Source organism: Fictibacillus norfolkensis (assembly GCF_014836645.1).
Classification (GTDB): domain Bacteria; phylum Bacillota; class Bacilli; order Bacillales; family Fictibacillaceae; genus Fictibacillus; species Fictibacillus norfolkensis.
Genome location: NZ_JACSQM010000004.1, coordinates 179,289 through 192,641 on the forward strand (window position 1 = coordinate 179,289; position 13,353 = coordinate 192,641).

14 protein-coding genes are annotated in these 13,353 nt (G+C 41.1%); 11 read left to right on the forward strand and 3 right to left on the reverse strand.

The window, feature by feature from the left end:
- Nucleotides 1-2 precede the first annotated feature (2 nt).
- The 4 genes from H9648_RS11065 (at nt 3) to H9648_RS11080 (ending at nt 3,277) form a co-directional block, all read left to right on the forward strand.
- Nucleotides 3-662 carry an amino acid ABC transporter permease gene (locus tag H9648_RS11065; protein ID WP_191753884.1) on the forward strand — a complete coding sequence of 220 codons (660 nt, stop codon included), beginning with the start codon at nt 3-5 and terminating at the stop codon, nt 660-662.
- Nucleotides 655-1,368, forward strand: a complete 714-nt coding sequence (locus H9648_RS11070) for an amino acid ABC transporter ATP-binding protein (RefSeq protein ID WP_191753885.1) — start codon at nt 655-657, stop codon at nt 1,366-1,368. The genes H9648_RS11065 and H9648_RS11070 overlap by 8 nt, the downstream gene beginning before the upstream one ends.
- Nucleotides 1,369-1,479: 111 nt before the next feature.
- Nucleotides 1,480-2,427, forward strand: coding sequence for an aromatic acid exporter family protein (locus H9648_RS11075; RefSeq protein WP_191754077.1), 948 nt, complete (start codon nt 1,480-1,482; stop codon nt 2,425-2,427).
- Nucleotides 2,428-2,785: 358 nt separating this feature from the next.
- Nucleotides 2,786-3,277: a L,D-transpeptidase gene (locus H9648_RS11080; RefSeq protein WP_191753886.1), complete on the forward strand. Its 492-nt coding sequence runs from the start codon at nt 2,786-2,788 to the stop codon at nt 3,275-3,277.
- Between the two features lie 41 nt (nt 3,278-3,318).
- Here H9648_RS11080 and prli42 read toward each other — a convergent pair whose 3' ends face one another.
- Complete coding sequence (prli42, locus tag H9648_RS11085) at nt 3,319-3,411, reverse strand: stressosome-associated protein Prli42 (RefSeq protein WP_197130929.1); 93 nt, start codon at nt 3,409-3,411, stop codon at nt 3,319-3,321.
- Between the two features lie 185 nt (nt 3,412-3,596).
- Here prli42 and H9648_RS11090 point away from each other — a divergent pair, with 185 nt between their 5' ends.
- The 7 genes from H9648_RS11090 to H9648_RS11120 all read left to right on the forward strand — a co-directional run bounded on the left by H9648_RS11090 (nt 3,597) and on the right by H9648_RS11120 (nt 11,456).
- Complete coding sequence (locus tag H9648_RS11090) at nt 3,597-5,237, forward strand: acyl-CoA mutase large subunit family protein (RefSeq protein ID WP_191753887.1); 1,641 nt, start codon at nt 3,597-3,599, stop codon at nt 5,235-5,237.
- Between the two features lie 23 nt (nt 5,238-5,260).
- Nucleotides 5,261-6,112, forward strand: a complete 852-nt coding sequence (gene mce / locus H9648_RS11095; protein WP_191753888.1) for a methylmalonyl-CoA epimerase — start codon at nt 5,261-5,263, stop codon at nt 6,110-6,112.
- On the forward strand, nt 6,112-7,659 hold the full coding sequence (locus H9648_RS11100) for an acyl-CoA carboxylase subunit beta (protein ID WP_191753889.1): 1,548 nt from the start codon (nt 6,112-6,114) through the stop codon (nt 7,657-7,659). Before mce ends, H9648_RS11100 begins: the two co-directional genes overlap by 1 nt.
- A gap of 19 nt (nt 7,660-7,678) precedes the next feature.
- Complete coding sequence (locus tag H9648_RS11105) at nt 7,679-8,809, forward strand: M20/M25/M40 family metallo-hydrolase (protein WP_191753890.1); 1,131 nt, start codon at nt 7,679-7,681, stop codon at nt 8,807-8,809.
- A gap of 195 nt (nt 8,810-9,004) precedes the next feature.
- Complete coding sequence (locus H9648_RS11110; RefSeq protein ID WP_191753891.1) at nt 9,005-9,502, forward strand: MarR family transcriptional regulator; 498 nt, start codon at nt 9,005-9,007, stop codon at nt 9,500-9,502.
- A 101-nt stretch (nt 9,503-9,603) separates the two neighbouring features.
- Complete coding sequence (locus H9648_RS11115; protein WP_318243514.1) at nt 9,604-10,779, forward strand: DNA polymerase IV; 1,176 nt, start codon at nt 9,604-9,606, stop codon at nt 10,777-10,779.
- A 17-nt stretch (nt 10,780-10,796) separates the two neighbouring features.
- Nucleotides 10,797-11,456, forward strand: a complete 660-nt coding sequence (locus H9648_RS11120) for a phosphatase PAP2 family protein (RefSeq protein WP_191753892.1) — start codon at nt 10,797-10,799, stop codon at nt 11,454-11,456.
- Between the two features lie 43 nt (nt 11,457-11,499).
- Here the strand turns inward: H9648_RS11120 and namA are convergent, their stop codons facing one another.
- Nucleotides 11,500-12,516 (reverse strand): NADPH dehydrogenase NamA, encoded by a 1,017-nt coding sequence (gene namA / locus H9648_RS11125; RefSeq protein WP_191754079.1) that lies wholly within the window; start codon nt 12,514-12,516, stop codon nt 11,500-11,502.
- Between the two features lie 78 nt (nt 12,517-12,594).
- The gene (locus H9648_RS11130; RefSeq protein ID WP_191753893.1) at nt 12,595-13,353 is read right to left on the reverse strand and encodes a glycerophosphodiester phosphodiesterase; all 759 of its coding nucleotides are present in this window, start codon (nt 13,351-13,353) and stop codon (nt 12,595-12,597) included.

Consider the following 13,353-nt stretch of genomic DNA (forward strand, 5'->3'; position numbering starts at 1 on the left):
GCATGAACTTGGATTTTGCCCAGCTCGTGCCTTCTATTCCGTATATTTTATACGGAATATGGGTTACGTTGCAGTTCGTGGCGGTATCGTTAGTACTAGGATTTATATGGGGAACCGTACTTTCCCTATTTAAGATAGGTAAGATCAAAATTTTAAGATGGTTTGCTGATGCATATACTTCGGTCTTTAGAGGAACGCCGTTAATTCTGCAGATGCTATTGATCTATTATGCTGTACCCCAGCTAACAGGAGTCGATATTGGTGCATTTTCAGCAGGGGTTCTAACCTTTGCTCTTAACTCGGCAGCGTATATATCAGAAATTATTCGTGCGGGTATTAATGCAGTCGACAAAGGACAGAAAGAAGCTGCTATGGCTTTAGGTGTTCCATACCGCACGATGATGTTGAAGATCATTCTGCCACAAGCCTTTAAGAATATTTTGCCGGCATTAATGAACGAATTTATTACACTAACAAAAGAATCAGCAATCGTCTCTGTTATCGGTGCGCTTGATATTATGAGACGAGCTCAAATCGTTGGCGCAAGCAACTATCGCTTTTTTGAACCATTGTTATTAGCGGGTCTTGTTTATTATCTATTAGTTATGATGTTGACGTTGGCTGGTCGAGTTATGGAGAGGAGGCTTGCTAAGAGTGATTGATGTTCAAGGATTGAGAAAAAGTTTCGGAAGCAATGAAGTATTAAAAGGAATATCAACTTCAATCAAAAAAGGAGAAGTTATTGCTGTGATCGGGCCTTCAGGATCAGGTAAGTCTACGTTTCTCCGTTGTTTGAATCTGTTAGAAACACACGATGAAGGTTCGATTTTGGTAGAAGGTAAGGATATTAACGACATGGAACTTCATCTTCGTAAAAAGATAGGAATGGTGTTTCAGCACTTCAATCTTTTTCCTCATCTTACTGTTTTAGAAAATGTTACATTCGCGCCGCAGCAAGTATTAAAGATCTCGAAAAGTGAAGCTGAGAGGGAAGCTTTAGATCTTCTTAAAACCGTTGGATTGAGTGATAAAGCGAACAGCTATCCGTCTAACCTTTCAGGGGGTCAGAAGCAGCGTGTGGCCATAGCGAGAGCACTTGCTATGAAACCAGAAGTTATGCTTTTTGATGAACCAACTTCTGCTCTAGATCCTGAGATGGTGAAAGAGGTGCTGCAAGTGATGAAGAACCTCGTCAAGCTTGGAATGACGATGGTTATCGTGACACATGAGATGGGCTTTGCAAAAGAAGTTGCTGATCGTGTTCTGTTCATGGATGATGGAAAATTAGTCGAAGATCAAGAACCTGCTATTTTCTTTGAAAATCCGAGTACAGATCGAGCTAAAGCTTTCTTAGAAAAAGTGCTATAATGCTTAAAAAAGGACTTCTTAGCTGAAGTCCTTTTTCGTTTCTAATTATCCTTGAATTATGGAATAATGGTAAAAGGTGCAGAACGAGATCGGAAAGAAGGCATGCATTTGATGAAATTTACAATTGGCTATCGAACATTAAAGACTGCAATCGGAGCAGGCCTTGCTATCGCTTTAGCAGAGTGGCTAGGGTTAGATTTTTATACGTCAGCCGGAATACTAACCATTCTCTGTATAAAGATAACGAAAAAGAAGTCGATCATCTCTTCATGGGAAAGATTTGCCGCTTGTATTCTTGGAATAGGATTTGCGAGTGGGATCTTCTCGCTGGTCGGCTATCATCCGTATTCGCTAACCATACTTTTGATTCTATTCATCCCAACGCTCGTATCCCTAAACCTGAAGGAGGGCATCATCACATCGTCAGTCATCATCCTTCATCTATACACGCTTCAGAAGGTTACATGGGAAATCGTGCTTAATGAATTTAGCATCATCGTAATTGGTATAGGGATGGGATTAATCATGAATCTCTACATGCCTTCGGTGGAAAAAATACTGTTAAACATGCAAAGGGAACTCGAAAAAAGATACAAAGTAATCTTTCATGAATTTCATCTGTATTTAGCTCATGATAAACACGAATGGGACGGAAAAGAGATTACAGAATGTGCAGATCTTATCTCCAACGCAAAAAGCATTGCTTTTCGGGACATTGAAAATCATTTTCTTCGTTACGAAAACCAGTATTATCACTATTTTAAAATGAGAGAAAAACAGTTTGATATCATTCAACGAATGCTTCCTATCATTTCTTCTATCGATAAGACATATGTACAGTGTGAAAAACTAGGCAGCTTCTTCGAACGCCTAAGCGCTGCTGTTCACCCAGGAAATACAGCCGTTTTGTTCTTAGATGATCTAGAAAACATGAGACAAGAATTCCGAGAGATGCATCTGCCAAAAGACAGAGACGAATTCGAAACACGCTCAAAGCTCTATCAGTTACTCCAAGACATTGAGGATTACTTAATAATCAAAAGTAAGTTTAAGAAGTAGGTTGGAGTTTTGTTTTGAAATTTTTAACGTAATTTTAGATTACTTTTCATCACTGGACAGTTGACTGTAGTGAAAGGTGCGTGCCTACCACATGAGATACTTCTTGCAAGGCATGCGACGAGGAAGCATACTACGGAGTATCACTTGTAGACGCAGGAGCAAGGAACTTCTTAAGGCGGACAGGTGAGACACCTAAGGGGGCATAGCGCCGAGGTGGCTCACCGCACGCCCCCCGGAAAGCGAGCACCTGAAACGGAGATCGACTACCCTCATCTGGCTCTAAGAAAAAACTAAAAAAATCTCTCATGACTTCCCCTGCATTTACAAATACTAAGTAAAAAGTGACAGGGTGATGAAGATGGGAAAACTCAAGTTAGCTTTTATCTTGTTATTTTCACCAATATGGCCGATTGGAGACGCAGAAGCCTTAGGAGACCCTTATTTAATCATTAATAAGACATCCAATAGATTGGCATACGTTGAAGATGGAACGGTTAAAGAAATTTATAAAGTTGCAACAGGAAAATCGAAAGAACTAACACCAGAAGGCGAATTTACCATCACGGTAAAAGCTGTAGATCCTTATTATCGAAAAAAGGATATACCAGGTGGAGATAAAACGAATCCGCTCGGCACACGTTGGATGGGTTTTGACGCAAACGGTACAGACGGCCGCACTTTCGGAATACATGGAAATAATAACCCATCAGCCATCGGAAGATATGTCACAGCTGGCTGCATACGGATGTATGAAAAAGATGTTCAAAAGCTTTACAGCAAACTCAAGATAGGCACAAAGATAAAAGTTGTTCACTCCCAAAAAAGTTTTGATGACATCATAAAACAGTAACGTAAAACCCCCAGTCCATCGAGGACTGGGGGTTAACTATTTTATAAGAAAAAAGCGACTCCTGTTAAAAGACTGCTTAGAACAAGACAGATGATCATAACGTACACAATCGTTTTTATTAGTTTTTGATTCAAAGCCATAACCCTCCTATAAACATTTCCAACTTAATTGTACCGTGTTTGGAAAGCAGAAACAAGAAATCCTAAAAGACCAAATTGCAAATTTAGTCGAAAATTTGCGCTTTCAAGCAGGAAAAAGCGCTTACAAAACGAAAGATGTTATGTTGAGACTATTTTCTTTGTTAAACAGGAGGCTTCTAATGGATAAACAACAGCGTATAAAAGAATGGCAAGAAAAGACCGCACAATCAATGAATAGATTTCCAGAACGAAAAGAGAGATTTCATACTTCATCAGATATAGAGGTTGAAAGGCTGTATGGTACGGAAGATGAGCATTATCCGATGGAATCCCTTGGGCTTCCAGGTGAGTATCCTTACACACGTGGATCTCAATCTACGATGTATCGTGCAAGATTCTGGACGATGAGACAATACGCAGGATTTGGTTCTGCTGAAGAAACGAATAAACGTTTTCGCTATTTACTTGATCAAGGACAGACCGGGCTTTCTGTAGCATTCGACCTTCCTACACAGATCGGGTATGACTCAGATCACTCGATGTCACGCGGTGAAGTAGGAAAAGTAGGAGTAGCGATTGATTCGATCGAAGATATGGAAGCTCTTTTAAAAGACATTCCGCTTGATAAGGTAAGTACTTCGATGACGATCAACGCACCTGCTTCTGTTTTGCTCGCTATGTATATCGCTGTTGCTGAGAAGCAGGGAGTGGCTCCTGAAAAACTTTCAGGAACGATACAGAATGATATTTTAAAAGAATATATCGCACGTGGTACATATATTTTTCCGCCTAAGCCTTCTATGCGATTGATCACAGATATCTTCGGCTATTGTCAGGAATTTGTGCCAAAGTGGAATACGATTAGCATCTCTGGCTATCATATCCGAGAAGCTGGGGCAAATGCTGCACAAGAACTTGCTTTTACAATCGCAAATGGACTTGCCTATGTGGATGCTGCCATTGAGGCTGGATTACATATCGATGACTTTGCTCCACGGTTAGCCTTTTTCTTTAATGCTCATAATCAATTCTTTGAAGAAGTCGCGAAGTTCAGAGCGGCTCGTAGAATGTGGGCAAAACTTATGAAAGAACATTATGGAGCTAAGAATCCAAAGTCATGGCAGCTTCGTTTTCATACGCAAACAGGAGGCTCGACCCTTACTGCGCAGCAACCAGATAACAATATCGTACGTGTTACAACTCAAGCACTTTCAGCCGTCCTGGGCGGAACGCAGAGTCTTCATACGAACTCAAGAGATGAAGCACTTGCTCTTCCTACAGAAGATTCGGCTCGAATCGCTCTTCGTACTCAGCAGATCTTAGCTCATGAAACAGGTGTGGCTGATACTGTTGATCCACTTGCGGGTTCTTATTACGTAGAACATTTAACAGATGAGCTGGAACGAAAAGCAAACGAATATATAGAGAAGATCAATCAGATGGGTGGTGCTGTTGCTGCCGTCGAACAAGGATACATGCAGCGTGAGATTCACCATACGTCTTATGAAACACAAAAAAAGATCGAGAGTGGTCAAGAGATCATCGTGGGGATGAATAAATTCAGTATTGAAAATGAACCTCAGCCCGAATTATTAAGAGTCGATCCAACTTTAGGAGAGAAACAGAAAGAAAAACTGCAGGCACTAAAAGCCAAGAGAGATCAAAACCGAGTGAGCGCTCAGTTGGAATCGTTGCGTGCTGCTGCTAAAGGTGATGATAACTTAATGCCGATCATCGTTGAATGTGTGAAATCATATTGTACGATCGGAGAAATATGCGGTGTGCTTCGTGAAGAATTTGGAGAGTATACAGGGGTCTGAAAATAGAGAGGAGTGGAGAAACGATGAAGAAAACAATTCGTGTTTTAATTGCTAAACCAGGACTCGACGGTCATGACCGAGGAGCTCTTGTTGTTTCTCAAGCGTTAAGAGATTATGGAATGGAAGTCATTTATACGGGATTAAGACAAACACCAGAACAAATCGCTGCTGCTGCTGTTCAAGAGGACGTGGATGCGATCGGTTTATCTTGTCTGTCAGGCGCGCACAACGAACTTTTTCCAGAAGTGATGAGACTTCTTCATGAAAAAGGAGCAGACGATATCATAGTTGTCGGTGGTGGGGTAATTCCATGGGAGGACATTCCTTTCTTAGAGTCTAAAGGGATACAAAAAGTATTCACACCAGGAACCCCTACGATTGAAACAGCTAAATTTATTGAACAAGCGGTATATAAGCGTGATGGGATTACAGAAGAGGTGTTTTCAGGAGTGGCACCAGAACGGATCGATCATATTGGAATCGCTGTGAAATCTTTAGATGAAGCGCTCCCGTTCTACGTGAATGTTCTGGGATTAACACTTGAAGCGATCGAGGAAGTCCCTTCACAAAAAGTAAAAGTGGCATTCATAAAAATCGGTGAGACGAGGCTAGAACTGCTTGAAGCCCTAACTGCAGAAAGTCCTGTCGCACAGTTTATTGAAAAGCGCGGTCAAGGCGTTCATCACGTTGCTCTTGGTGTTACAAACATTCAAGACCGCATAGATGAGATGAAAGCAAACGGCATCAAGATGATTCATGATGCTGCTGTTCCTGGTGCAGGTGGTGCATCAGTTGCTTTCATGCACCCTTCTTCCACACACAAGGTATTGTTTGAGCTTTGTGAGAAGACGAAAAGCAAGGAGGAAGCAAAATAATGGACATCTATGACAAAATTAATGAACTTTATGAAAAGAAAACAGAAATTGAATTAGGCGGCGGTGATGACCGCATCGATAAGCAGCATGAACGCGGAAAGTTAACGGCGCGAGAACGTATCGATCTTCTACTTGATGAAGGTACGTTTGTTGAACTAAATCCATTCATGGAGCATCGTTCGCATGATTTTGGCCTTTCTGGAATGAAAGCGCCAGGGGAAGGTGTAGTGACTGGCTACGGAAAGATTCATGGCCGTCCCATTTATTTATTCGCCCAAGATTTCACGGTATTTGGCGGAGCACTTGGAGAGATGCATGCAAAAAAAATCGCTGCTGTTATGGATCTTGCGGCAAAGAACGGAACTCCTTTTATCGGGTTGAACGATTCAGGAGGTGCTCGCATACAAGAAGGAGTCATGTCACTTGATGGCTATGGGCACATCTTTTATCGAAACAGCATCTATTCTGGCGTGATTCCTCAGATCTCCGTCATCATGGGACCTTGTGCAGGGGGAGCGGTGTATTCTCCAGCGATCACAGACTTTGTGTTCATGGTGGAAAAAACAAGTCAGATGTTTATCACAGGGCCAAAAGTAATCGAAACGGTGACTGGGGAAAAGATATCTTCTGAAGATCTAGGCGGAGCTGAAGTGCACGGCTCTAAGAGTGGGAACGCACATTTTACAGCACCATCTGAATCAGAAGTGTTAGAAGATGTTCGACGTTTAATCTCTTACCTTCCGCAGAATAATAAAGAAAGAACGCCTGTCTTACCTTGGGGAGATGGAGAGGATGATCGCCCTGAACTGACAGAGATCATTCCATTTGATTCAACACGTCCGTATGATGTAAGAACGGTTATCCAAGAAGTGGTGGATAAGGACTCATTCATGGAAGTTCATGCTCAATTTGCAAGAAATATAGTTGTAGGTTTTGCAAGGATAAAGGGTGAAGTGATAGGATTAGTATGTAATCAGCCAAAAGTCATGGCTGGAGGACTAGACATTGATTCTTCAGATAAAGCGTCGCGATTTATCCGTTTATGTGACTCTTTCAACATTCCAATCATCACGTTTGAAGATGTAACAGGATTCTTTCCAGGGATAAAACAAGAACATGGCGGTATTATCCGGCATGGGGCAAAGATCCTTTATGCATATTCAGAAGCAACGGTTCCAAAGATAACGATCATCCTGCGAAAAGCATATGGCGGTGCATACGTAGCTTTAAATAGTAAATCTATCGGAGCAGATTTAGTTTTTGCTTGGCCGAATGCAGAGATTGCTGTTATGGGACCACAGGGAGCTGCAAATATTATCTTTGCCAAAGAGATCGAAAGAAGCGAAGATCCTGAAGAGACGAGAGCCGCGAAGATTGAAGAGTATCGTACGAAGTTTGCTAACCCGTACATCGCTGCTGCAAACGGGATGGTAGATGATGTGATCGATCCGAGAGACACAAGAATCAAGTGTATTCAGGCGCTTGACATGCTGCGCAATAAGAGTGAAGACAGACCTTACAAAAAGCATGGAAACATACCACTATAAGAAGGGAGGGAATACATAAATGGTAAATGCAGACCGTTTGTTAAATGAATTTTTAGAGCTTGTCCAAATTGACTCTGAGACTAGATATGAAAAAGAGATATCAATCGTTCTTAAAAAGAAATTTGAAGAACTTGGTGTTGAAGTTTATGAGGATGATGCTGAATCAACGACAGAGCATGCTGCAGGAAATTTAATCTGTACGTTAAAGGGAAATAAAGAAGGCGTGAACACGATCTATTTCACTTCTCATATGGATACAGTTACTCCTGGTAACGGGATCAAACCTTCAATAAAAGATGGCTATGTAGTAACAGATGGTACTACGATTCTTGGAGCGGATGACAAAGCAGGTCTTGCTGCGATGTTTGAAGCGATTAAAGTGCTAAAAGAAAAAAACATCTCTCACGGTGATATTCAATTTATCATTACAGTAGGAGAGGAATCTGGATTAGTGGGCGCAAAGGCAATGGATGCGTCAAAAATTACAGCAAAATATGGTTTTGCCTTAGACAGTGATGGTCCTGTTGGGGATATTATCGTTGCTGCTCCTACCCAGGCAAAAGTGCGAGCAAAAATTTATGGGAAATCTGCACATGCCGGTGTCGCTCCAGAAAAAGGAGTTTCAGCTATCACGATTGCAGCTAAAGCGATCGCTCGCATGCCGCTTGGCAGAATTGATGAAGAAACAACAGCTAACATTGGTCATTTCCACGGTGGAGGTACTGGGGAGCAAACAAATATCGTTTGTGACACTGTTTTTGTTCTAGCTGAGGCACGTTCATTGATCAACGAGAAAATGGAAGTTCAAACAGCAAAAATGAAAGAAGCTTATGAATCAGCTGCTGCAGAATTAGGCGGGCGTGCAGAAGTTGAGATCGAAGTGATGTACCCTGGATTCAAGTTTGGTGAAGGCGATCATGTTGTAGAAGTTGCCAAAAAAGCAGCTGAGAAGATCGGACGCCCTCACAGACTTCTTCATAGTGGTGGTGGAAGTGATGCGAACATTATCGCAGGTCACGGTATTCCAACTGTAAATCTAGCTGTAGGTTATGAAGAGATCCACACAACGAATGAAAGAATGCCGATTGAGGAATTGACGAAGACTGCAGAAATGGTACTTGCGGTCATCGGAATATCAGCAGGCGAATAAGAAAAATGACGAAACTTGGCGGATTTTCGCCAAGTTTTTAGTGTTTAATAGGCCTTGTTGCCTGTTTTTGTTGCTCTTTAAAACAAAATGTCGCAAAAAGTTGACAGTCACTTTAAGATTTATGTAAGATGTTTTTATCATGGAAATGAAAATATTGGTAATTTAAAAGAATCTTATTTCGGGGGAGGAAATGGGATGAGTCAACTATCTGACATGCATATGATGGTAAATTATATGCGTGGCGTGTATAAAGTTTTAGAAGAAGATTGGCAGAAAGCTGCGAAAGCCATCGGGTTAACTCAGGCAGAGCAACATATTTTATGGATCGTTTCGCTAGAAGAAGACATTACAATCTCTAAGATCGCTTATTATGGATTGTGGGATGTTTCTACAGTTATGCAAGTAATCAAGCGACTAAAAGATAAAGGCTATGTGAGATTAGAGAAAAAGAACGATGACCGCCGAATATCTTATGTTTATTTAACAGATGAAGGAATGGTTAAACATAAGGAGTCTACAAGTTTCAACTGCCAAATTTATGGCTTTCTCCAAAAATGGATGGAAGATGAAAGTAAAAAGGACTTCTATCGAGACCTTGTTCAATTACATAAAGATTTAAACAAGCATTTTCATGGTGAAGAATTTGTTGATTGGGTAGAGGATACTGGAAAACGGCTTCACAAGACAAGGTAGATACCTTGTCTTTTTCTTTTGGAGAGACCGTCTTTCCTTTTGTTTTTAAATGCTGTTCTAACATATACTAATAGATAAGTACTGATAAAGGGAGTGTTCATGTGTATCAGTCTCCTGGGTCTAAAAGAAGAATCATATTTCATGTGGACATGAACAGCTTCTATGCTTCAGTCGAAATGGCTGAAAACCCTGATCTTCGAGGAAAGCCCGTTGCGGTAGCCGGAAATGTAGAAGAACGAAAGGGAATCATCGTCACTTGCAGTTATGAAGCAAGGGAAAAAGGCGTAAGAACAACGATGCCTCTTTGGCAAGCTAGAAAACTTTGTCCCAATCTTGTGGTTGTTCCACCAAACTTTGAAACATACAAAATGTATTCATCACGCATGTTTCAGCTTCTGCAGGAATATACAGAAAAGGTAGAGCCTGTTTCCATCGACGAAGGCTACATGGATGTAACAGACTGCCAAGAACCACTTGAAATGGCAAAAGAGATTCAATCAAGACTGTTGAATGAGCTGAACTTGCCATCATCTATCGGAATCGGTCCGAATAAATTTTTAGCTAAAACAGCTTCAGATATGAAGAAACCGCTCGGAATCACAGTTCTCAGAAAAAGAGATCTCAGAGAAAAGCTTTGGCCGCTGAAAGTTGGGGAAATGCACGGAATAGGTAAGAAAACCGAAGAAAAGTTAAACAAGTATGGAATCATGACAATCAAGGATCTAGCAGATGCCGTAGATTATGAGTTGAAACATCGTTTTGGCATCAATGGTATAAAGATGAAAGAAAGAGCAAACGGCATCGATACGCGTCCAGTTGATCCAAGTGCGGCAAGTGATTATCGGTCGATCGGCAGTTCTACGACATTGAGTGAAGATCTTATCTCTATTATGGAATCAGAAGCTGTTTTTAAAAAGCTCGCAGAAAAAGTATCGTCTCGCCTTAAAACAAAAGGGTATGTCGCGTTTACGCTTGCGATCACCATTCGCTACAGCGATCGGAAAACAATCACGAGAAGCAAGATGCTCGCGAACGGAACACAGCATTCAATAGATATTCAAAAAACAGCGGTCGAACTCTTTCGCAGACACTGGAATCAGGAACCTGTTCGATTATTGGGCATAACTGCTACAGAAGTAGTGGAAAAGGAACAAGCGACCTATCAGCTTGATCTGTTCTCTGTCGAAAAGAACGAAAAAGATGCTCTGCTTCACGATGTATTGTCATCCATCGAGAGAAAGCATGGAGAAGGCATCATAAAAAAGGGAAAAAAGTAACAGGAGCTGATCGTTTCATGATCCTTAAGAACAGTGTGATTAGAACAGTAGTGTTAACTGCTCTTTGTCTTGGGCTTTTTATTCTGTTTGCTTCGATCTACAAACAATCAAGAGTAGAAGTTCTTGATGTGTGGGCAATGAAAAATGTGTCTGTTATCCATCAGCCTGCTTTAAATGATAGCTTTACGTTCTTGACGAATATCGCTTCTAGACCCTATCAATTTGCCATCTTTATCTTCTTTGCTGTAATCTGGCTGATCGGTGAAAGAAAGTGGATAGAACCGTTCGTGTTAGGCGTTTGTCTCTTCGGAATTCGCTTTGAAAATCAATGGTTCAAAGAATGGTTTGAGAGGGACAGACCAATGTACGACCGAGTTATTGAGATCACGGGTTATAGCTTTCCTAGCGGGCATGCAATGATCTCCATCGCTTTTTTTGGTCTGCTTTCTTATCTTCTCGTACAAAACTATTCGTTTTTATACAGATATCGTAAGTTTATATATGGCATTACGGTTCTTTTTATTGGATCAGTCGGTTTTAGCAGAGTGTACCTAGGTGTTCATTATCCTACAGATGTTCTAGGTGGTTTCGCGGCTGGAGGAACCTGGCTCTTAATCTGCGTTTTACTGTATAAGGGGCTGAACCACTTTTTCAAGAGGAAATTGTCATATGAATAAGAAAAAGCTGACTCTTTAAAAAGCCAGCTTTCTATCATCGTTCTTACCAACCACGTTCATATTGTTTGGGACTTTCGATCTCTGTTCCAAGGTCTTGTGCAGCTGATCGCGGCCAATACGGATCTTTCAAAAACTCTCGACCGATAAAAATAAGATCAGCTCGCTTGTTTTGTAAGATTTCTTCCGCCTGTCTGCCTGTTGTGATCAAGCCAACAGCTGCTGTTGCGATTTCAGCTTCGTTTTTAATCTTGTCTGCAAAAGAAACTTGATACCCAGGGAACGTCGGAATCTTTGCTGGTACAACAGCTCCTGAACTGCAGTCGATAAGATCGACCCCGTCTTCTTTCATCCACTTCGAATAGGTTACAAAATCTTCTGGTGTATTTCCTTCTGGGTGATAATCATTCGCTGAAATACGAACAAACAGCGGCCCTTCCCATTCTAATCTGACAGCAGCAATGATCTCTTGTAAGAATCTGTAACGATTTTCTTGGCTGCCTCCATAAGAATCAGTTCTTCTGTTAGATAGAGGGGAGAGGAATTCATTGATCAAATATCCGTGCGCTCCATGAATCTCAATCACATCAAATCCTGCAGTCTTTGCTCTTTTTGCTGCACTTCGAAATTGCTTCACTGTCTCTTCGATCTGCTGAAGTGACATTTCTTCTGGTGTCTTCATCTTTTCAGAAAAAGCGATAGCAGATGGGGCGATGATCGCTCCGTCTATCATAGCTTTACGACCTGCATGGGCAATCTGGATAGCGGCTTTTGAGCCGTTTTCCTGGATAGACGAAACGAGTTGAGACAGACCTTCTACATGGCTGTCATCCCAGATTCCTAAGTCTTCAGCACTTATTCTTCCTTGTGGGCTTACAGCTGCTGCTTCTGTCATGATCAGTCCAGTTTGACCCATTGCTCTAGACGTATAATGAGTCACATGCCAAGGGGTCACAATCCCATCTTGTTCATAACAAGAATACATACACATAGGTGACATGACAATCCGATTCTTTAACGTTACGTCACGGATGGTCAATGGTTGAAACAATAACGGTTGAATATGAAACAACTCCTTTTTTCTTTAAGCACAAGTTTAAGACATCATTACTTTTCTTTCTCATTGTAAAACGTTTGATCACTATTTTTGAAGAAATCTGCTCTTTGAATGTGGTGAAAGGCTGTTCAACACATCTCTTGCTAAAATCGGATAGTCCGTTATAATCGCTTCAGTATTCCACTCAAAAAAATACTTCATCCACTTCTGACTGTTAACCGTATACGGACGAACAGGAATATTATTTCTTTTAAAGCCTTTCATGATGTAAGGTTGCAGGGATTTATAGTTCGGATGCGCACTTTGTGAACAAACGGCTTTCACATACTCCCACGGCTCAAATAATCCGGAAGAGTATAGAGGCGCCGTCTGTACATATTTGTTCAATCTTCTGATCTTGACTAAACTATAATGATTGAAGGACGAGATCACGGTTCGATCCATCATCCCGTAATGTTGCAACAATTGAAGTACATTTTCCTCGAGCCCGTTGTATTCTACGATATTGTTTTTTAATTCGATATTAAGCAACATAGGAAGTGGTGTTATCCATTCTAAAAATTGTTGAAGAGAAGGAACGGATTCTTTATTGAATTTTTTTGAAAACCAGCTGCCCGCATCTAATTGTGATAGTTCATCAAAGGTGTAATCAACAACATAACCTTTTCCATTAGTCGTTCGATCTACTTTTTCATCATGAATGATGACCGGTACCCCATCTTTAGAAAGCTGCACATCAAGCTCGATCCCATCAGCGCCATCTTTAAATGCTTTTTGGAAAGCAGCCATCGTGTTTTCTGGACAATCCTTACTAGATCCTCTGTGAGCAAATATATAGGTCAA

What these genes read in the sequence shown, in the direction of transcription:
- H9648_RS11065 (WP_191753884.1), top strand. Translation starts at nt 3, where the DNA reads ATGAACTTGGATTTTGCCCAGCTCGTGCCTTCTATTCCGTATATTTTA.
- H9648_RS11075 (WP_191754077.1), top strand. Translation starts at nt 1,480, where the DNA reads ATGAAATTTACAATTGGCTATCGAACATTAAAGACTGCAATCGGAGCA.
- H9648_RS11080 (WP_191753886.1), top strand. Translation starts at nt 2,786, where the DNA reads ATGGGAAAACTCAAGTTAGCTTTTATCTTGTTATTTTCACCAATATGG.
- H9648_RS11090 (WP_191753887.1), top strand. Translation starts at nt 3,597, where the DNA reads ATGGATAAACAACAGCGTATAAAAGAATGGCAAGAAAAGACCGCACAA.
- mce (WP_191753888.1), top strand. Translation starts at nt 5,261, where the DNA reads ATGAAGAAAACAATTCGTGTTTTAATTGCTAAACCAGGACTCGACGGT.
- H9648_RS11100 (WP_191753889.1), top strand. Translation starts at nt 6,112, where the DNA reads ATGGACATCTATGACAAAATTAATGAACTTTATGAAAAGAAAACAGAA.
- H9648_RS11105 (WP_191753890.1), top strand. Translation starts at nt 7,679, where the DNA reads ATGGTAAATGCAGACCGTTTGTTAAATGAATTTTTAGAGCTTGTCCAA.
- H9648_RS11110 (WP_191753891.1), top strand. Translation starts at nt 9,005, where the DNA reads ATGAGTCAACTATCTGACATGCATATGATGGTAAATTATATGCGTGGC.
- H9648_RS11120 (WP_191753892.1), top strand. Translation starts at nt 10,797, where the DNA reads ATGATCCTTAAGAACAGTGTGATTAGAACAGTAGTGTTAACTGCTCTT.